Here is a 19,116-nt window from a genome sequence, read left to right as displayed (position 1 = left end):
AGTGTGGAATGTTTTTTACAAAAAGAATGATGCATCAAATTGTTCTGGAATGCAATAGTTAATAGTGACGTTGTTTGTTATAAAAAATTTCTATGTATTCAAATATTGCAGTTCTAGTTTGTTGAGCAGAGTGTTGTGAAGTATCAATAAGTATTTCTCTTTTCAATGAGCTAAAGAAGCTTTCTGCAACAGAATTGTCGTAACAACAGCCTTTATTACTCATCTATATTCTTTACAGCTAAGAGATATTGATACCCTTGCGCAGTATATTGTGAACCTTGGTCACTGTGCAGCAGTAGATTTTTAACAGGTTTACGCCTATTAATGGCCATTAATAAAGAGTTCATAACCAATTGTTTATTATTGCACTACTCATTAACTACCATACGTGAGAATTATTGCTGCCAAATATAGCCATCCCTACCCCTACAACAACATTGCAAGCATTGATTTTTCTCCATATGAAAAGAGTCTGGAAGCTCTTTTACTCTAAACACGATGTTTACATCCTCAAAATTAATCTCAATTCGCTTAACTAACGTTCTAATAATATCACGTTTAGTTAGCCAGTCTGCATTATTAAGACTTGAGTTAATACTAGAGGAAAACCCCTCTAAATTTGTTACTACTAGAGTTAACTCTTGTGTGAGTTTTTTCTGATCAAATATCTTTTTCTTTTGTTCTTCAACCATTTTTAAGTTTTGTTTCATTGCTTTAATTCTTGGCTCAAATTCTTCTTGATCAATATATTCTTGAGCATAACTATCAATTAACCTTGCAATACCTCGTTTTAATTTATCTTCTTGTGTTTCAAGCAAAGCACTTTTTTGATCTAGTGGTGATTTTTTAAGTTCTGAAAGTCTACGTTTATACTCCTCTAATATTCTATTTGGATTTTTTAATAGATGTTTTACCTCTTCCCACACAGCCATGTCTAATGTATCTGTACGAATTAATTTGTTGTTACACATTTTATTACCGCCAAAACGGTATGAATCCGTGCCAACACAACGATAATATACCTGATTATTAGTTTTTTCCCCCTCCTTATTCCTTGCAGTGCTAGTACCATAATATGCATAATTGCAAAGCTTACATACTACTAAACCTTGCAATAAATGTCTTGCTCCTCTTTGTCTTGTTCTTGCTATTTTTCTATTCTCAGCTAATTGTTCTTGAACGATTTCAAATAAATCTTCGCTTACTATACTAGGTACTTTAATATAAATCCAATCCTCTTTTGGAACAGGATAAGTAGAATAATTATCTTTTGGATGCTCGCAGGAGTTTTTTTTCGGTCTTATATGTTTTAGTTTGACACCAAACCTTGTTTTACCAAAAGCTGCTTGTCCTTTATAAGCAGAGTTTTTTAACATACTCAAAACTACAGCCCTATCCCAATACTCTTTTCCAGTTCTCGTCATAATGGACATAGCACTTAGCCTACGACATACTTCTCCTATACTGGCTCTTTCTCTTCCTACCCAAGAAAATACTTTACGAACAACTTCAGCTTCTTCTTCATAAATCTCAAATAAGGCCTGTCCTGTTTCTGTATTTTTGTTTATATAACGATAGCCATAAGGAGCAGCACTCATTACACTTATACAACCCTTATTTGCTGCATAAATCTTTCCTCGACGACTTCGTTCCATGATTTTTGCACGTTCGTATTCTGCTATCATACCTTGCATTTGTAATAGTAATTGAGATTCTGGATTATCGCTAATTTGATGATTTAAAAAAATGACTTCCACTCCTAATTTCTTAAACTCTTCAAGTAATATCATCTGATATGCATACTTACGAGATAAACGATCAGGAGAATGAATATAAACCTTATCAATGTTACCTTCTGCTATTTTATCACGTAATTTTTCCAAACCAGGACGGATTATGTTAGAACCACTATAACCATTATCAATAAATTTATATTCATTTAATAATTTATGTCCATCCATACTAATTTGATTCTCTATAGCAGCAATTTGGCTTGCTATTGTATCTTCTTGTGCTTGCTTCCCTGAAGAAACTCTTGCATATAAACTAACTGTTACCATTTTACCGTCCTCAAATCTACTTTCTTATATTCAGAGTTTTCTTCCTTTTTGCTCGCTTTTATTGGTTTACTTAACACTAATTTTTCATACGCATCTAATAGATACAACTCTGCTAATCGATTTACTTCATAACTACAACTAATACGAACTATTAATTTCTTGTTGCCCATGAGCTCTACCATATATTATCCATCGAGACATATGGTTATTTGATCATTAGCTCTATAAATAAATTCAACTCTCCGTTCTTTTTGTAGAAGCTTTCGGGAAATAGTCTTCTCAAGTTTCAGGTTTATTGCAATATTGTTGGCGGAGTCCCTCCTTGGTTTTGATGTAAGTAATCCCATACTTTATTTGGTTGATCAACAATAAAGTTTTGATCTAGTATATTGGGAGCTACAGCTCTATTATCTGTTTGTTGTTTTTTAATTTTAAACTTTCTTCTCAGTATAGCCCTGATGTCATTTTTCTGCATAATACTTTGCACCGTTTTCAAATTGCAACTTTTACCCAAAGCCTTCAATTCAGCATGAATTTTAGGAGCTCCATATCTACATTTAGAAACTTGATATATTTTTTGAATAGCTGCGAGTAGCTCTTTATTTGCTGATTCTCTACTGCTTATTTTTCTTGTGGTCCACTTATAGTAGCCACTAGCAGAAAATCCTACATAATTCCTGTACTTTATAGCAGTTACTATATAAAAAAATATTTTACTCTTTTTGACTGGCCAGGGCTTTTTTTTAAATGTCTCTTTCCCTTGTTACTCTTGCTTTGTAAATCAAACCTCTCTTTGTCATAAGGTGCTACATCTGGAAATGCATTTGCCGCCGACTTTTTTTCGTTGTGTTTCTTTACCCATTTTCCTAATAAACCACCCTTTATTCCTAAATCTCTTGCTATTTTTGTAATTGTTTGACCTGCCTTTCTTTGTTCATTTGCCAGTTTAACAGCTTCCAATTTGAATTCTGCTGTATATTCTCTTACCATTTCTAATCCTCCAAAATTTTATTTTACCCAAAAGAACTCTTTTCTTTCTCTCCACTTTTTCTGGGTAAGGTCAGTCTTTAGGCACCCAAACAAAGGGAAATGCTGGATAAAAAGAAAATACTTTAAAAAGTATAATAACGATAACTGGCGTTTTATGACAAGTAACAAGATACATTTTATTATACACAGCGATCATGTTATTAAACGACATATCAAAGTGCAAAAAACCAGATCTCCATATGATGGTGATTGGGTTTATTGGGGTAAACGTCTGAGAAAAATACCAGATAAGCCATTAAGAGTAATAAAACTATTGAAGTTACAACAAAGTAAATGTGATAATTGTAGACTATGGTTTAAAAGTGATGATACAATAGAAATACATCACAAAGACCGGAATAGACGAAACAACATGATCAAAAACTTATCTTTGTTACATGGACATTGTCACGATGAATTACACAGGAGGTGTGCATGAAAAGCTCCAAATTGGAGAGAAGCCGTATGAGGCGCAAAGTCTCACGTACGGTTTTGAAGTCGAGTGAGGAGGGGCGACCTTCTTCACTTAGACAACAATATGCAGATGAAACTACGGAAGAAGACTTAAGGAAAATAGCAGAAAAAGCACCAATAATAAAGTTAGCCTACGATGAATTAGACAGGTTTAGCTGGAATGAAAAAGATTTAGTAGCATATGAAGAAAGAATAATGGATCTGCGGAAAGAAGAAGGCATCCTCGCTAAAAAACTTGATGAGGGAAAGATTGAAGGAAAGATTGAAGTAGCAAAAAACCTACTTAAGGCTGACATCTCTATTGATATTATCTCTCAGACAACCGGCCTTCCTCAAGCTGAGATTAAACGACTTCAGGAAGAAATCACCTAAAAGGCTAATGATCAACGAAAAAATTATAAGAGAGAACTTAAAAAAAGTCATAGAGCAAAAAAGCGGTAAAGATGTGATCGCTCTTGGCATAATATCCTCAATTATTATTAAAGGTCAAGATGTTGGTTTTGTGCTTGAAGTTGCCGGTAACACGCAAGCAAATGAAGAATTAAGAAGAAATTGTGAGCAAGCTGTTAAAGCTATACCGGGGGTGACAAAAGTGACCGTGGTTGCTACTTGTCAAAAACAAACTGGGCAACAAAAAGCTAAATTACATATCGAAGGAGTGAAAAATATAATCGTTGTGGCCTCTGGTAAAGGCGGTGTGGGCAAGTCCACAGTTGCGCTAAATCTTGCTCTCTCATTAGCAAAGTTAAAACACAAAGTTGCGCTGGTTGATGCAGATATATATGGTCCTTCAATTCCTAAAATGCTTGGCGCTGAAAAATTAAAGCCAGAAATACAGGATAGTAAAGCAATGCCTATAGAAAAGTATGGACTGCATACTATTTCAATTGGCTATTTTATCGATAAAGATCGTGCAGCAATATGGCGCGGACCTATGATTACAAAAGCACTTTATAATCTTCTAATGGGAACAAAATGGTCCGATATAGAGTATTTGATAGTTGATACACCACCTGGAACTGGCGATGTGCATTTAAGTCTTATGGAAAATTTTAACTTAACTGGGGCGATAATAGTTTCAACTCCACAGGAGCTCTCTTTAATCGATGCTCGCAAAATTTATGATATGTTTACAAAGCTCAGCGTACCGGTTATTGGCATTGTAGAAAATATGAGTTATTTCATTCAAAGCGGCTCAAAAATATACATATTTGGAAAAGACGGTGCAAAAAAAATGTCTGAGGAGCTGGGCATCAAACTTCTAGGCAGAGTTCCTCTAGATCCACAAATATGCCATGCTTCTGATTGCGGAAATCCTTTAATGTTAAGTGAGGATTTGGCAAAAATTTATAAAGATATTGCTTTGGAAACAGTAAAACATTGCATAGCTGTAAAATTCTAAAAAAAACACAGCTTTACGCAAAGAGACTTTAAGAATTCGTCTGTCCTCTTTACTATAAAATAGATATTCGTCTATCAAATATTATCTTCAACTTGAATATATTTAAAGATGTTTTGTGTATCATCTAAAAAGTTATTCTTTATATTAGTTAATTCCGATTGTTTTTGGGATAGATTATCCTTTATTGTTCTATCAAAACAATCAAGATCTCTGCACTTTAATTGAGAATCCATGTCTCCATTTTCATACAAACCTCGTATAATGTCATAATATGCTCGAGTTTCATCAGTTTCTGGTTGTTGCTTTTCTCTGAATATTGCCTTTAATTTCGAATCTATGTCTAATTCTCTTTTTATAGCTTCAACAGCATTTTCATGATACTTTTCATAATCTTCAAAACTCTTTAATATTTTGTCTTTTGCTTTATCTTGTAGCATTTTTAGCAAATCTTTAGCATGAGATTTTTCAATTTTTTGCTTCCAGTCATCATACGTATATTCTGAGTTACCATGTTTTGTATCTTGACACTCGCCTCCTACATTAAATATTTCTTCGTTGCAGATTTTATTACCCTGGTAAAAGTGATCGCTTATATTGATTTTATCATTAGTTAAAGTTTGTTTGATTGCTGCTTTGTTTTCTCCAAGTTCTTCTCTGTACTTACTAATGCAATTTAACATTTTTGCTTTGCAATCTGTAGTCATAAACTAATACCTTTAATAAAATAAGATCTATCTTAGCATGAAGTAATTAACATTTTATTACAGAAGTTTACTTTTAGGTGTTCTCAAGATGATATAGCTAAAGTGGCTTAGGTTTACCGACAATTTGAAAAACCGTCATTCCGCTACTAGTTAGCGGAATCTATACCGCGCACAACTGTACGAACGTTGTAGTTTGGGCCACCAGTGGGCAGTGCCCAGACACTGGGATCCAGGAATTTTATTAAGTTGGTAAGCATAAAAATAGCTGTTTTACGTTAAAATACAATGTTTTTGATGATTATGGAAAGGCTGGATCCCAGTGTCAAGCACTGGGATGACACCATAGAGGCACTGGAATAACATCATCCTTTTTTCTGAATTCCAGTGTCAGCTACTTTCATGACATCGTTTACTATGTGCCACATTGCAATGTTCGTACAGCTATGGAATGAATCGCGGTATGACGTAGGGACTCCGCCAACAATATTGCAATAAACCTGAAACTTGAGAAGACTATTTCCCGAAAGCTTCTACAAAAAGAACGGAGAGTTGAATTTATTTATAGAGCTAATGATCAAATAACCATATGTCTCGATGGATAATATATGGTAGAGCTCATGGGCAACAAGAAATTAATAGTTCGTATTAGTTGTAGTTATGAAGTAAATCGATTAGCAGAGTTGTATCTATTAGATGCGTATGAAAAATTAGTGTTAAGTAAACCAATAAAAGCGAGCAAAAAGGAAGAAAACTCTGAATATAAGAAAGTAGATTTGAGGACGGTAAAATGGTAACAGTTAGTTTATATGCAAGAGTTTCTTCAGGGAAGCAAGCACAAGAAGATACAATAGCAAGCCAAATTGCTGCTATAGAGAATCAAATTAGTATGGATGGACATAAATTATTAAATGAATATAAATTTATTGATAATGGTTATAGTGGTTCTAACATAATCCGTCCTGGTTTGGAAAAATTACGTGATAAAATAGCAGAAGGTAACATTGATAAGGTTTATATTCATTCTCCTGATCGTTTATCTCGTAAGTATGCATATCAGATGATATTACTTGAAGAGTTTAAGAAATTAGGAGTGGAAGTCATTTTTTTAAATCATCAAATTAGCGATAATCCAGAATCTCAATTACTATTACAAATGCAAGGTATGATAGCAGAATACGAACGTGCAAAAATCATGGAACGAAGTCGTCGAGGAAAGATTTATGCAGCAAATAAGGGTTGTATAAGTGTAATGAGTGCTGCTCCTTATGGCTATCGTTATATAAACAAAAATACAGAAACAGGACAGGCCTTATTTGAGATTTATGAAGAAGAAGCTGAAGTTGTTCGTAAAGTATTTTCTTGGGTAGGAAGAGAAAGAGCCAGTATAGGAGAAGTATGTCGTAGGCTAAGTGCTATGTCCATTATGACGAGAACTGGAAAAGAGTATTGGGATAGGGCTGTAGTTTTGAGTATGTTAAAAAACTCTGCTTATAAAGGACAAGCAGCTTTTGGTAAAACAAGGTTTGGTGTCAAACTAAAACATATAAGACCGAAAAAAAACTCCTGCGAGCATCCAAAAGATAATTATTCTACTTATCCTGTTCCAAAAGAGGATTGGATTTATATTAAAGTACCTAGTATAGTAAGCGAAGATTTATTTGAAATCGTTCAAGAACAATTAGCTGAGAATAGAAAAATAGCAAGAACAAGACAAAGAGGAGCAAGACATTTATTGCAAGGTTTAGTAGTATGTAAGCTTTGCAATTATGCATATTATGGTACTAGCACTGCAAGGAATAAGGAGGGGGAAAAAACTAATAATCAGGTATATTATCGTTGTGTTGGCACGGATTCATACCGTTTTGGCGGTAATAAAATGTGTAACAACAAATTAATTCGTACAGATACATTAGACATGGCTGTGTGGGAAGAGGTAAAACATCTATTAAAAAATCCAAATAGAATATTAGAGGAGTATAAACGTAGACTTTCAGAACTTAAAAAATCACCACTAGATCAAAAAAGTGCTTTGCTTGAAACACAAGAAGATAAATTAAAACGAGGTATTGCAAGGTTAATTGATAGTTATGCTCAAGAATATATTGATCAAGAAGAATTTGAGCCAAGAATTAAAGCAATGAAACAAAACTTAAAAATGGTTGAAGAACAAAAGAAAAAGATATTTGATCAGAAAAAACTCACACAAGAGTTAACTCTAGTAGTAACAAATTTAGAGGGGTTTTCCTCTAGTATTAACTCAAGTCTTAATAATGCAGACTGGCTAACTAAACGTGATATTATTAGAACGTTAGTTAAGCGAATTGAGATTAATTTTGAGGATGTAAACATCGTGTTTAGAGTAAAAGAGCTTCCAGACTCTTTTCATATGGAGAAAAATCAATGCTTGCAATGTTGTTGTAGGGGTAGGGAAACCTTTCTTGGGTTAGCTATAGGTCTTTGTCTATAAAGTTTGTTTAAACTATTTTCAAAACAGATAAAATATAATTTTACAATTAGCGTAAATAAAATGAATTATGATGTAATCATTTCAGGTGGTGGGTTACTTGGTCTTATTACTGCCATTGGCCTCAGTTGTGACTCTGTGTCTGTAGCTGTGATTGAAAAAAATAGTCTACCACGTGTAGTAGATGATAATCGAGCATTTGCTATTTCTCAAGGCTCGAAAAAAATATTGGAAAAGTTAGGGATTTGGCAGTTTGTGGAAAGTGAAGCTGAGCCAATACTTGATATATGCATATTAGATGCGGTTACTGTGCATTACAATCATAAAATGGTTAGCGAAGAGCCAATGGGTTATGTTATCAACAATGCTACTATATGGAATGCAATCAACAATAATTTTCTAAATAAACTGAATATATACTCTCCACATTCCTATAAAACAATTGCTTGTGATTCAGGATATGTGGAAGTGATTCTTGATAATAACCAGGAATTAATATCATCGCTACTTATCTGTGCTGAAGGCAAAAACTCTAAATTACCAGAGTTATTTTCTATACCGACAGTGAAATTTGACTATAAACAAAGTAGCATAGTATTTAATGTAAAGCATGAACTGCATCACCAAAACTTAGCTGTGGAGCGTTTTTTCCCTGGCGGTCCATTTGCAATTCTACCGATGAAGGGTGGCTATACTTCTTCGATAGTTTGGACAGAAAAATCTGAAATTTCAAAAATGCTAATGGATCTGTCTGAAGAAGAATTTATTATAGAGCTTAAAAAAAGATTTGGTTCTTATTTAGGAGAGATAAAATTAGAGGGTGAAAGAAAACTTTATCCTTTAAGTTTTGTTTTCGCAAAAAAGTTATATAAGGGTAGAGTTTTGCTTATCGGCGATGCAGCACATTCAATTCATCCAGTTGCAGGTCAAGGGCTTAATCTTGGAATTAGAGATGTAGAAAGTATTATAAAGCACGTAGTTGCCGCAAAAGCATCTGGTATTGATGTTGGCAGTAGTTATTTATTAAAGAAAATTTCACGTAACAGATACTTTGATAATTTTACAATGGCGCTTGCAACTGATGGATTAAATAGGATGTTTTCCAACAGAATATTCTGCGCTAAAGCACTAAGAAATCTTGGCTTGATTGCAGTTGAAAATTCAAATTTCCTCAAAAAACGCTTCATTCGGCATGCTATGGGATTTATATAAATCACTATTTTATAGCTAATGCAAGTCAGGTTTCCCACGGCATACCGCCGCGGTATCTTGGCCGCTAACACGTAGCGGGATGACGAATGTATCTGTTCAGCAGTTGTGTTAAAAGTCAATAGAAAAATTGATGTAGCTGTGGATAAGTACTTTTATCTGTATAAACGTGCTTATCCACAGCTATACTGGCTCTTAGATAGAAACAGACAGAGAGTTATATTCCTCAGTAAAAACCCTGTCATCTCTGACTAAAGAGTTAGCAAGAATAAGCAATTTCCTCATGGCAGCAGTGGAAGCAATTTTATATGGCTTTTTATATTGACTATATAATCTAGTAAAGAAAGGTTTGATATAGGAATTAGGGGGGGAGGGGGGGATGTATGGTCCCAGAGTGTGATGGTATGATAAAATATGAGAAAACAATACCATCAAAGGAGGAATTATGGGACAAATATTACATGGGTGCGCCAAAACAACAGAGACAATTCGTAGAGCAATACAAAATAGTAAAGAGAGCATAGCAAAACTCTCCAGGTACTATAACCTTAATCCAAAAACTATCATTAAATGGAGAAAACGGTCTTTTGCCAAAGACGCTGATATGGGTCCGAAGCATGCAAGATCAACTGTTTTAACTTTAGAAGAGGAGGCTGTAATTGTTGCATTTCGTAAGCATACTCTATTGCCATTAGATGATTGTCTCTACGCTTTGCAAACCTCAATCCCACACTTGACTCGCTCTAGTCTACATCGTTGCTTACAGAGGCACAGCATTAGCAGACTACCAGATGTTGATGGCGAAGTTAAACCAAAAAAGAAATTCAAACAATATCCTATAGGCTATTTCCATATTGATATTGCAGAAGTCAGAACAGAAGAAGGAAAGTTATATTTGTTTGTTGCAATAGATAGAACATCCAAATTTACGTATGTTGAGTTGCATAAAAGTGCTACAAAACCTATAGCTGCTGAGTTTCTACGTAATTTGATTAAAATTTTACCATATAAAATCCACACTATTTTGACAGATAACAGTGTACAATTTACCAACCAAAAACGCCATAAATACGCTTTTCAACATATATTTGATAGAGCTTGTGAAGAAAATGACATTGAACACCGTCTAACAAAAGTTAGCCATCCTTGGACAAATGGGCAAGTTGAGCGTATGAACAAAACTTTAAAGAATGCCACTGTTAAGAAGTATTACTATCAGTCTCACCAGCAACTCAAAGAGCATCTTTATGACTTTGTTATGGCCTACAATTATGCTAAAAGACTCAAAACTCTTAAGGGTCTTACACCTTTTGAGTTTATATCTTTACAGTGGACAAAATCTCCTGAATTGTTCATACTAAATCCACACCATCACACTCTGGGACCATACACTTCCTGTGTTTCGTAATATTATACAATCAAATTGATAAAAGCTGTATTATCTCCTTGCAGCATTAAGTGTATATTTTTTGCTATTTTTTCCACTAAGGGAGTAACATTATCAAAATTTGAAAATTTTGATAACACATAATCTGCTAAGCTTCTTTGATCTTCAGGTCTACCCACTCCAAATCTCAAGCGCCAATAATCGTTGCCAATAAAACTATCTATGGATTTAAGTCCATTATGTCCAGCAGAACTACCACCTTTCTTTACTTTTATTCTTCCAAGTTCCAAATCAGCGTCATCGTGTATGACAACGATATTATCTAGCGATAATTTGTAAAAGTTTCGTATTTTTGCAACAGGGATGCCTGAATTATTCATAAATGAATAAGGCTTTATTAACATAATTTTATTATCATTAATTATGCCAGAGGTTATCAGATAATCGGCTTTTTTAGAGAACGAATGGAAATTCCAATATTTGCAAATTGTATCAACTACGATGAAGCCGATATTATGATGAGTTAACTCATATTGACTACCAGGGTTACCAAGCCCAACTATCAGGTGCACTATTCCTCTGTTTCTGCTTGAGGTTCTTCAACGTCACTATCGGCAGCAGAAATTGTAACAATGGTAAAATTTTCTTCTTCATGAGCTACAAACTTAACACCTTCTGGTAATTTTACATCATTGATATGTATAGATTGGCCAATCATTTTACCGGATAAATCAACTTCAATAACCTGAGGTATTTTATCAGGAGAGCATTTAACAGCAATAGAACGACACAAAACATTAAGCACTCCACCTAATTTGATTCCTGGAGCTTTACTTTCATTCACAAATGATAGAGGTATGTCTATTTTAATTTCACTGCCTTTATCAACAAACTGAAAATCAACATGTTGCACAGTATCCTTTACTACATGCAATTGGATATCGCGAACAAGAGCATATTCCTTTTTGCCCGAAATATTCAGCTCTATCAAATGTGCAGAAAGAGAGCCTGACTTATATTGCTTTGTGAATTCCTTTGCAGACAATGTCAAATTTACATTATCATGGCCCTTTCCATATATGATTCCAGGGATGTTTCCTTTCTTCCTTAGAGAATGCATCGCTTTTGTTTTTGTTATATCACGTAACTCTGCATTAATTGTTACTATTTCCTGTTGCGTCATCGGTTACTCCTATTCAGCTAATCCTTTTAATATAATTTAACAATAATATAACATAAAAATATTTATTTCAAACTTCATTCTTTCATACTAATTGTTTGTGAAAGGATTTATTTAGATATATATTTAAGCTTATTTAACAAGAACTATGGGCATTGACGATAAAGTAGTTTTTAGGATTTATAAACCAACAAGAACTGCAACACAATCTGGTTTAGGTAATACAAATTTCTGGCACCTAAAAATTGAATCTGGCTCTTACTACATTGAACCTTTGATGGGGTGGGTTGGCTCAAAAGATCCAAAAAAACAGATTGTATTAAAGTTTGATTCTCTTGAAAAAGCAGTATTCTACGCAAAAAAACGCAACGTTAAATACATAATTGAAATGCCAAAAAATGTTAAGAGGCTGCCAAAATCTTACGCAAGCAATTTCATACTAAAGTAAGTTGCACAACAAATGGTGTTATGCAAGTAGCTGACACTGCTCTCCTTTGTCATCCCAGTGCCCAGACACTGGGATCCAGGAATTTTATTAAGTTGGTAAGCATAAAAATAGCTGTTTTACGTTAAAATACAATGTTTTTGATGATTATGGAAAGGCTGGATCCCAGTGTCAAGCACTGGGATGACACCATTTGTTGTAAACTCACTTTTACTCTATGGTTATACTACCTTGCCGCTATCCTGAACGGATACAAAGTAAGTTTTATTGTGATGTGCTCATCTGTAAAAAATAAGACTTAATCTCACTGTTGATCATGGATTTTAAGTTGTGCTAGCACACTGCGGCCATTTAGAGAGTCAAGATTTTTAACCTGGCTAGCCAGTATTAAAGAGTTATTTTTCAGGTATTTCTTTACAAGGCTTGCAAGTCTTTTTGGATTATTCAAATAGCTCCATTCTGCTTGTAAAACTTTCATATCACTTTGTACTAAATTAATTTCACTTTTTATTTTTATTAGCTCTCTATTTAACGACTGAACATGTAATTTTACCTTAAATAGTCCTACAATGCTAAGAAAAAACATAACTATTGAGATGATGCAGAAAGTTCTCACGACAACCTCTGTATAGCTCTTAGTTTTGCTGAGCGTGAACGCGGATTTGCACTTACTTCTTCTATACTTGCTTCGATCACTTTTTTATTTAGCAGAGAGAATGTCTTGCAATCAGTAGCACATAAATCTTTAAAAAAAGTTTTGACTATACGATCTTCTAAGGAATGAAAGGTGACGACAATTAATTTGCCATTCTCACTTAAAATCTCAGATGCAGCTTTAATACCCTTTTCAAGTTCTTCCAGCTCATCGTTTACCCATATTCTGATTGCCTGAAATGTTCTGGTTGCAGGATCAATTTTGCTTTTTCCACGAAATACCACGGAACGTACAATATCCGCAAGCTCAAATGTAGTTTTGATAGTTTTCTTCTTCCGTGCATTTATTATTGCTCTTGCAATTTTGCGAGAATGACGTTCGCCTCCGTAGTTATATATAGTATTTGCGATTTCTTCTTCGCGTAAAGCGTTAACAAACGTTGAAGCGTTTATATAAGAAGAGTTATCCATGCTCATATCGAGTGGACCATCATGTAAAAATGAGAACCCTCTATCTCCGTTATCAAGCTGCATAGATGAAACTCCGATGTCAAAGACCACTCCATCCACTCCGTTTGATGTCATTCCAGCGCGTGACCAGTTATTTTTTCCAGTATCAAGTACTGGGATGACAGGAGATGGCTCAACGCTGCTTAGTATACTTTTAATATTACTAAACTTCTCAATGAATAGTTTTATTCTATCGGGATGTCTAACGCTTAAATCATCATAAAACTTAGTTACCGTTTCATCTCTATCAATTGCATATACCTTGCAATCAGCTGACTCCAATATTGCTTTGCTATACCCTCCAGCTCCAAATGTGGCGTCCACGTATATGCCACCATCCTGCGGCGATAGTAGTGATAGCATCTCTTTTAACAAAACTGGAGTGTGTGTCATATCAAAAAATTTAAGTACAGTTGGTGTAGATATCCTACTCTACTCTTCACATCAATTTTATTTATGTACATAGATTTTCTTGCCAAAATATGGTATCTTATCGGAATATATGAGCAATAATATTAAAATCAAGGTTTAATATTGTTAATATAATATTCACATAACGTTCACATTTTTTTTTATATATAAGATCAAACAGGCTATAGGGAAATTATGCAGCAAATAACAAAAGTAATATTTTCAAGTTTGATTTGTAACACTTTATTGTGGTATGACCACATGCTTTTTGGCCACTTAATAAACATAATAGGTGGTGTGTTTTTTCCATCGGATGATCAACTAACCAGCGTATTGAAGGCTTTTGGAGTGTTTGCAGTGGGTTTCTTAATGAGACCAGTCGGTGCTGCTATATTTGGTCACATTGGTGATAAACATGGCAGAAGAGTTGCCTTATTGCTCTCGATTATATTAATGACTTTATCAACCGTATTAATTGCTTTTGTTCCAGGTTATCAAAGCATTGGAATACTAGCATCAATTCTGGTAGTTTGTTTAAGGCTATTGCAGGGTATATCCCTTGGAGGAGAAGCAGGAAATGCACCATTTTTAATAGAACATGCTCCTAAAAACAAAAAAGGATTTTTTGGCAGCATTGAAGTATTAAGCGCAATTTTTGGTTCAGTATTAAGCCTGATAGCGGTACTCATATGCAAAAAAGTATCTGATTTTGAATCTTGGGGGTGGAGATTACCTTTCATTTTCAGTTTAGCAATGGGATTAATTAGCATATATGTGAGATATATACTTGATGAAAGCCCAGAGTATAAAAGACAAAAAAATCCGTCTAAATTGCCACTAAAAGAGTTATTAAACAATTACAAAAAGCCTGTTCTAATATCAATAGGTATTGACTTGGTTGAAAATGCGTCTCTCTATATATATTTGGTATTTTTCAATGTGCTTACGAATAAAATATTAACAGTAAATACTCATTTTAATCATATAGTGGAAATACTGAGTCAAATTGCGCTCGGAGGATTGACAATATTGTTTGCAATACTTTCTGATAAGGTAGGAAGAGAAAAAGTTATGAAATTTGCATTTATAGCTTTTGTAATAGTGAGTTATCCAGTTTTTTCAATGTTATGTAGTGGCAATTACTTGCTGGCACACATTCTTTTTATAATTCCAATAGCTGCATCGCTTGGTCCTGTCAGTGCACTTATGTGCGAATTATTTCCAACAAAGGTTCGGTACAGTGGATTTGGTTTATCAAGAAATATAGCTGCTGGATTTTTTGGCGGCCTTGCACCATTTATATGCACAACAATTATCAAGGTTACAGGACAAGAGACTTCAGCTAGTTTTTACATGATTTTCTGTGCATTAATTGGGCTAGTTGCTATATCGCAAATTAAGGGTGAGCTTTCTTCAAAATTACCCAAAGTAAACCAAGTATAGTTGCAGTATAGCAGAATTTAAAAAAATCTAATTATAAGGTGGGAAATGCCAATTCTTAGGTGATAATGTGAATATTTCAGCACCATCTTTTGTTACTCCAAGTGTATGCTCAAATTGAGCAGAAAGTGAAAGATCGCGTGTTGTTACTGTCCAGTCATCGAGTTTACTGAGCAGAGTCTCATGTTTTCCAGCATTAATCATTGGCTCTATTGTAAAAAACATACCTTCCTTTAAGACAAGATCTTCATCTTGATCATAGAAATGCACTACATTTGGTGGAGCATGAAAGACTTTTCCTATACCATGTCCGCAGTAGCTGCGTACGATAGAATATCCAAAATCTCTAATATATTTCTCTATAGCAAGCCCTATTTCATTTAACTTATTGCCGGGCTTAACTTGTTTGATTGCTTCCATCAACGCATTATAAGTAGCGTCACATAAACGTTTTGCTTTTATTGATGGCTTGCCAACCCAAAACATGCGACTTGTATCACCATGCCAGCCATTTAAAATCACCGTAACGTCAATATTCAAAATATCCCCATCTTTAAGCGGTGTATCATCAGGAACACCATGGCACACAACGGCATTTTTTGAGGTGCAGATTGATTTTGGATACCCCCTATAATTTAGTGGTGCTGGAATTGCACCTGCATTAATTATAAAGTCATGGCATAGATCATTTAATTCATTAGTTGTCACCCCTACCTTTACGTACGGTGCAATGAAATCAAGAGTTTCAGCAGCAAGCCTGCCAGCCTTGCGCATAAATTCAAAATCTTCTTGTGAGTGTATAGTTATGTTCATATTTTCCATGTCTTATTGTAATTGGTACGCTTACTCGCAAGTACATAAACATAATAATTTTACATATTATAAAAATAAGTCCTATGGATCCTAGTGTCAAGTCATTTGTATGAAAGGTGGTAAAACAGAAATCTAGACTGTAACTTTTGATTTAACCCAATTATACAATTTACTCATTTTACCATCCTGACCTAAAATACCAGAATTATTTTTATAAAAAGTGTCAACTATTAGCTTTATAGAGCCTATAGCAGCAGAAAATACAGGATTTTTATCATATTCGCCATCAAGACCGCTACAAGACTCAGGGCACCCAATTCGAACTTGCTTATTGAATATATAGCCTGCAATTTCCTTCATGCTTGTGAGTTGACTAGTTCCACCTGTGATCACTACTTTATTAATTGGATCTTTCTGCTCTTGAAATTGCTCTCTTACCATTTCAAGTATTTCTTCAACTCTTGGTCTTATGATGTTAATAAGCTCAGATTTGAATACTTGAGTAGGTTCATCATTTTCGTTGTTTTGCATTGTAATGTACTCATTCTCATCTATTGAAGTTACGATAGTGCTGCCATACAGTATTTTTATATACTCTGCACGTTCTATGCTTGTGCATAGCCCGTAAGCAATATCTCGAGTGATATGAACACCACCAATTGGAACGCTGCTTGCATACACAAGTTTCCCTCTTTTGAAAATTCCAATTGCAGTGCACCCACCGCCTATATCAACAATAGCAGTCCCGAGCTCTTTTTCATCTCCACTCAGACAGGCAAGACCTGCAGAATATGCAGAAGCAATACAACCTGCCATATTTAATCCACCATTATTGGTAATACAGTTTTCAATATTGGTAAGCGCTGGACGCGAAGCAGTGACAACATTAACATCAGCAGATAGTCTTTTTCCGTACAATCCACCAACTTCTTTTATGTCAGTCATGTCATCTAAGTGATATTTTAGTGGTATATTGTGAATGATAACATTGTCTTCAATATATTTCTCAAATGTTTGAAAAACTACACGTCTTATATCACGCTCAGAAATCTCATGGTTAGCTGCAATAATTTCATTATGTACATTGAAAGATGAGATGCCACATCCAGCAATGTTCACATATATCTGATCTATGGTTTCTTCTGATACTTGTTCAGCTAAACCTATAGTTGATGAGATGGAGTAATTTGCGTGTTTTACATTAGTTATTGATCCACCGTTTACACCTTCTGCAATCTTATAACCCGTTCCTGTTACTTTATAGCTGAAGTTGCCATTTATCTTAACGATTAGACAAATAATCTTTGTTGTACCTATGTCTAAAACAGCAAAAACATTTCTCTTTGGTTTTGCTATTACTGCAGAGTACATTAGTTAACCTTATTACGCAATTTCATTTAAATTGTAGCTTCCTTTAATAATTTATATTTCTATTATAGATATAGCAACATTTTAATATACACTAAATTCTGGACAAAAGGAAAAGCAAAACATAGAATTATAATTTTTATGTCCATATTACCAATTGTAATTGCCCCTGATGAAAGACTAATCACACGTGCCAGTGAAGTAACAGATATAAACGATAAAATTAAAGAATTAGTAAACGACATGTTCGAAACTATGTATGATGCAGAAGGTCTTGGCCTTGCTGCAGTGCAAGTTGGAGTGTTAAAGAGAATTTTTGTTATGGATATTCAGCTAGAAACGATTGAAAATGAGCCAGCAGGATATGGCTCAACTGGCAAATTTTACATGATTAATCCTGAGATTACAGAATTATCCGATGAACAAGTAATTCTCAAGGAAGGATGCCTTTCAATTCCAGAGCAAAGTCATGAAATTAAGCGTCCAAAGTATCTAACTGTGAAATATAAAGACTTAGATAATGAAGAACAAACACTAAAAGCTAGTGGTTGGCTTGCAAGGTGTATTCAGCATGAATTAGATCACTTAAACGGCATATTATATATTAGACATTTATCTAAATTAAAGTATGATATGGCCATGAAAAAAGCACAAAAGGTTAAAAAGCATTATGAGCAATAAAGACCTAGAATTATTAAAATTTTACCATGAAGTGGGCGTTGATTGCACACTAACAGAGGGTGAAGAGGAAAAAAAATTGGAGAGCAAAGAGAGTGTACAACCCTCTGTTATCCAAACTGGGACCAAGAAGAAAGATGCAGATACGCGCTGGGGTGACACTAAAGATGGAAAAGACATGTTTCCAAGTGACTGGATAATCGAAGCAAGGAAACTTGCAAGCAAATGTAATAGTGTGGATGAACTAAGAAGTGCAGTTGAATCATTTGAAGGTTGTGAGATAAAAAAAACTGCAACTAATACTGTCTTTTCCGATGGTAATCCAAACGCAAAAGTTATGCTCGTTGGTGAAGCTCCAGGAGCAAATGAAGACCTTCAAGGCATACCATTTTGTGGTGCAAGTGGAATGTTGCTCGATAAAATGTTAAATGCAATCAATCTTGATCGCACTAAGGTATACATAAGCAATACTGTATTTTGGCGTCCACCTGGCAATAGAAAGCCAACCGACCTAGAGCTTGATATGTGCAGACCATTTGTCGAAAAACACGTTGCACTAGTTTCACCACAAATTTTAATTTTGGTCGGGGGAATCGCATGTTATAGCCTTCTTGACAGCACAAAAACTATATCGAATTTGCGTGGTAGATTTCATACGTACACTAACCAATATTTGTCCAATTCAATCACCACAGCCGCTATATTTCATCCAGCTTACCTACTTCGCCAACCGGCACAAAAACGTTTAGCCTGGGAGGACTTGAAGAAGATTAGGGAGTATCTTGATAACACCAATAACTGCACAAATACCTAATAAAGTGGTAGACCTCTTGCATAGTTTTTTGCAGCATGTTAACAATCGTTAGAAACGAAAAAACTTCCTTGACA

Annotated in this window: 19 protein-coding genes and 3 pseudogenes; 11 read left to right on the top strand and 11 right to left on the bottom strand. The window is 34.6% G+C overall.

All coding sequences use genetic code 11. From position 1 onward, the window contains the following. Positions 1-15: 15 nt before the first annotated feature. The 4 genes and pseudogenes from ACQH3L_RS02255 to ACQH3L_RS02240 all read right to left on the bottom strand — a co-directional run. Positions 16-420 (bottom strand): annotated as a pseudogene (locus ACQH3L_RS02255) (transposase); the annotation flags it as partial. Then, a complete protein-coding gene (locus ACQH3L_RS02250) occupies positions 396-2,060 on the bottom strand; it encodes a recombinase family protein (protein ID WP_425384934.1) in 1,665 nt (554 codons plus the stop codon). The pseudogene ACQH3L_RS02255 and the gene ACQH3L_RS02250, both read right to left, overlap by 25 nt. Beyond that, on the bottom strand, positions 2,054-2,230 hold the full coding sequence (locus tag ACQH3L_RS02245) for a hypothetical protein (RefSeq protein ID WP_182319925.1): 177 nt from the start codon (positions 2,228-2,230) through the stop codon (positions 2,054-2,056). Before ACQH3L_RS02245 ends, ACQH3L_RS02250 begins: the two co-directional genes overlap by 7 nt. 145 nt (positions 2,231-2,375) lie before the next feature. After that, a pseudogene (locus tag ACQH3L_RS02240) lies at positions 2,376-3,050 on the bottom strand (IS3 family transposase); the annotation flags it as partial. Positions 3,051-3,204: 154 nt separating this feature from the next. Between ACQH3L_RS02240 and ACQH3L_RS02235 the strand changes: the two are divergent. From ACQH3L_RS02235 to ACQH3L_RS02225, 3 genes and pseudogenes are all read left to right on the top strand, one after another. After that, complete coding sequence (locus ACQH3L_RS02235) at positions 3,205-3,528, top strand: HNH endonuclease (RefSeq protein ID WP_022626216.1); 324 nt, start codon at positions 3,205-3,207, stop codon at positions 3,526-3,528. Between the two features lie 95 nt (positions 3,529-3,623). Further along, positions 3,624-3,935 (top strand): annotated as a pseudogene (locus ACQH3L_RS02230) (hypothetical protein); the annotation flags it as partial. Positions 3,936-3,942: 7 nt separating this feature from the next. Then, positions 3,943-4,965, top strand: a complete 1,023-nt coding sequence (locus tag ACQH3L_RS02225; protein ID WP_425384933.1) for a P-loop NTPase — start codon at positions 3,943-3,945, stop codon at positions 4,963-4,965. Between the two features lie 74 nt (positions 4,966-5,039). On the opposite strand, the gene ACQH3L_RS02220 is transcribed toward ACQH3L_RS02225, so the two are convergent. Then, complete coding sequence (locus ACQH3L_RS02220; RefSeq protein WP_425384932.1) at positions 5,040-5,669, bottom strand: hypothetical protein; 630 nt, start codon at positions 5,667-5,669, stop codon at positions 5,040-5,042. 617 nt (positions 5,670-6,286) lie between these two features. Here ACQH3L_RS02220 and ACQH3L_RS02215 point away from each other — a divergent pair. From ACQH3L_RS02215 to ACQH3L_RS02200, 4 genes are all read left to right on the top strand, one after another. Next, entirely contained in the window at positions 6,287-6,463 is a 177-nt protein-coding gene (locus tag ACQH3L_RS02215) for a hypothetical protein (protein WP_182319925.1), read from the top strand. Then, a complete protein-coding gene (locus ACQH3L_RS02210; protein ID WP_425384931.1) occupies positions 6,457-8,136 on the top strand; it encodes a recombinase family protein in 1,680 nt (559 codons plus the stop codon). Before ACQH3L_RS02215 ends, ACQH3L_RS02210 begins: the two co-directional genes overlap by 7 nt. Positions 8,137-8,196: 60 nt before the next feature. Next, the gene (gene ubiH, locus ACQH3L_RS02205; protein ID WP_010082229.1) at positions 8,197-9,345 is read left to right on the top strand and encodes a 2-octaprenyl-6-methoxyphenyl hydroxylase; all 1,149 of its coding nucleotides are present in this window, start codon (positions 8,197-8,199) and stop codon (positions 9,343-9,345) included. A 442-nt stretch (positions 9,346-9,787) separates the two neighbouring features. After that, on the top strand, positions 9,788-10,750 hold the full coding sequence (locus tag ACQH3L_RS02200) for an IS481-like element ISWpi4 family transposase (RefSeq protein WP_006279689.1): 963 nt from the start codon (positions 9,788-9,790) through the stop codon (positions 10,748-10,750). A gap of 2 nt (positions 10,751-10,752) precedes the next feature. Here the strand turns inward: ACQH3L_RS02200 and pth are convergent, their stop codons facing one another. Together pth and ACQH3L_RS02190 are read right to left on the bottom strand one after the other, a co-directional pair. Next, positions 10,753-11,301 carry an aminoacyl-tRNA hydrolase gene (gene pth / locus ACQH3L_RS02195; protein ID WP_070356754.1) on the bottom strand — a complete coding sequence of 183 codons (549 nt, stop codon included), beginning with the start codon at positions 11,299-11,301 and terminating at the stop codon, positions 10,753-10,755. Next, positions 11,301-11,912 carry a 50S ribosomal protein L25/general stress protein Ctc gene (locus ACQH3L_RS02190; protein WP_010962412.1) on the bottom strand — a complete coding sequence of 204 codons (612 nt, stop codon included), beginning with the start codon at positions 11,910-11,912 and terminating at the stop codon, positions 11,301-11,303. Before ACQH3L_RS02190 ends, pth begins: the two co-directional genes overlap by 1 nt. Positions 11,913-12,057: 145 nt before the next feature. Between ACQH3L_RS02190 and ACQH3L_RS02185 the strand changes: the two genes are divergently transcribed. Next, positions 12,058-12,357, top strand: coding sequence for an NADH dehydrogenase ubiquinone Fe-S protein 4 (locus ACQH3L_RS02185; RefSeq protein ID WP_010962411.1), 300 nt, complete (start codon positions 12,058-12,060; stop codon positions 12,355-12,357). Positions 12,358-12,658: 301 nt separating this feature from the next. Here ACQH3L_RS02185 and ftsL read toward each other — a convergent pair whose 3' ends face one another. Together ftsL and rsmH are read right to left on the bottom strand one after the other, a co-directional pair. Then, positions 12,659-12,970: a cell division protein FtsL gene (ftsL, locus tag ACQH3L_RS02180; RefSeq protein WP_010962410.1), complete on the bottom strand. Its 312-nt coding sequence runs from the start codon at positions 12,968-12,970 to the stop codon at positions 12,659-12,661. Continuing rightward, positions 12,967-13,911 (bottom strand): 16S rRNA (cytosine(1402)-N(4))-methyltransferase RsmH, encoded by a 945-nt coding sequence (gene rsmH, locus ACQH3L_RS02175; RefSeq protein WP_425384930.1) that lies wholly within the window; start codon positions 13,909-13,911, stop codon positions 12,967-12,969. The genes ftsL and rsmH overlap by 4 nt, the downstream gene beginning before the upstream one ends. A 213-nt stretch (positions 13,912-14,124) precedes the next feature. Here rsmH and ACQH3L_RS02170 point away from each other — a divergent pair, with 213 nt between their 5' ends. Next, entirely contained in the window at positions 14,125-15,372 is a 1,248-nt protein-coding gene (locus tag ACQH3L_RS02170) for an MFS transporter (protein WP_010962408.1), read from the top strand. Positions 15,373-15,399: 27 nt separating this feature from the next. Here ACQH3L_RS02170 and map read toward each other — a convergent pair whose 3' ends face one another. Continuing rightward, positions 15,400-16,182 (bottom strand): type I methionyl aminopeptidase, encoded by a 783-nt coding sequence (map, locus tag ACQH3L_RS02165; protein ID WP_095742848.1) that lies wholly within the window; start codon positions 16,180-16,182, stop codon positions 15,400-15,402. A gap of 132 nt (positions 16,183-16,314) precedes the next feature. Next, positions 16,315-17,553, bottom strand: coding sequence for a cell division protein FtsA (ftsA, locus tag ACQH3L_RS02160; protein ID WP_010962406.1), 1,239 nt, complete (start codon positions 17,551-17,553; stop codon positions 16,315-16,317). A gap of 138 nt (positions 17,554-17,691) precedes the next feature. On the opposite strand from ftsA, the gene def reads away from it, so the two are divergent. Together def and ACQH3L_RS02150 are read left to right on the top strand one after the other, a co-directional pair. Further along, positions 17,692-18,231: a peptide deformylase gene (gene def, locus ACQH3L_RS02155; RefSeq protein WP_010962405.1), complete on the top strand. Its 540-nt coding sequence runs from the start codon at positions 17,692-17,694 to the stop codon at positions 18,229-18,231. Continuing rightward, a complete protein-coding gene (locus ACQH3L_RS02150; protein ID WP_010082207.1) occupies positions 18,221-19,042 on the top strand; it encodes a uracil-DNA glycosylase in 822 nt (273 codons plus the stop codon). Before def ends, ACQH3L_RS02150 begins: the two co-directional genes overlap by 11 nt. Positions 19,043-19,116: the final 74 nt, after the last annotated feature.

Origin of the sequence: Wolbachia endosymbiont (group A) of Sturmia bella (assembly GCF_964030905.1) — a bacterium.
GTDB classification, from domain to species: domain Bacteria; phylum Pseudomonadota; class Alphaproteobacteria; order Rickettsiales; family Anaplasmataceae; genus Wolbachia; species Wolbachia pipientis.
This window is presented reverse-complemented; position numbering and strand designations above follow the sequence as displayed.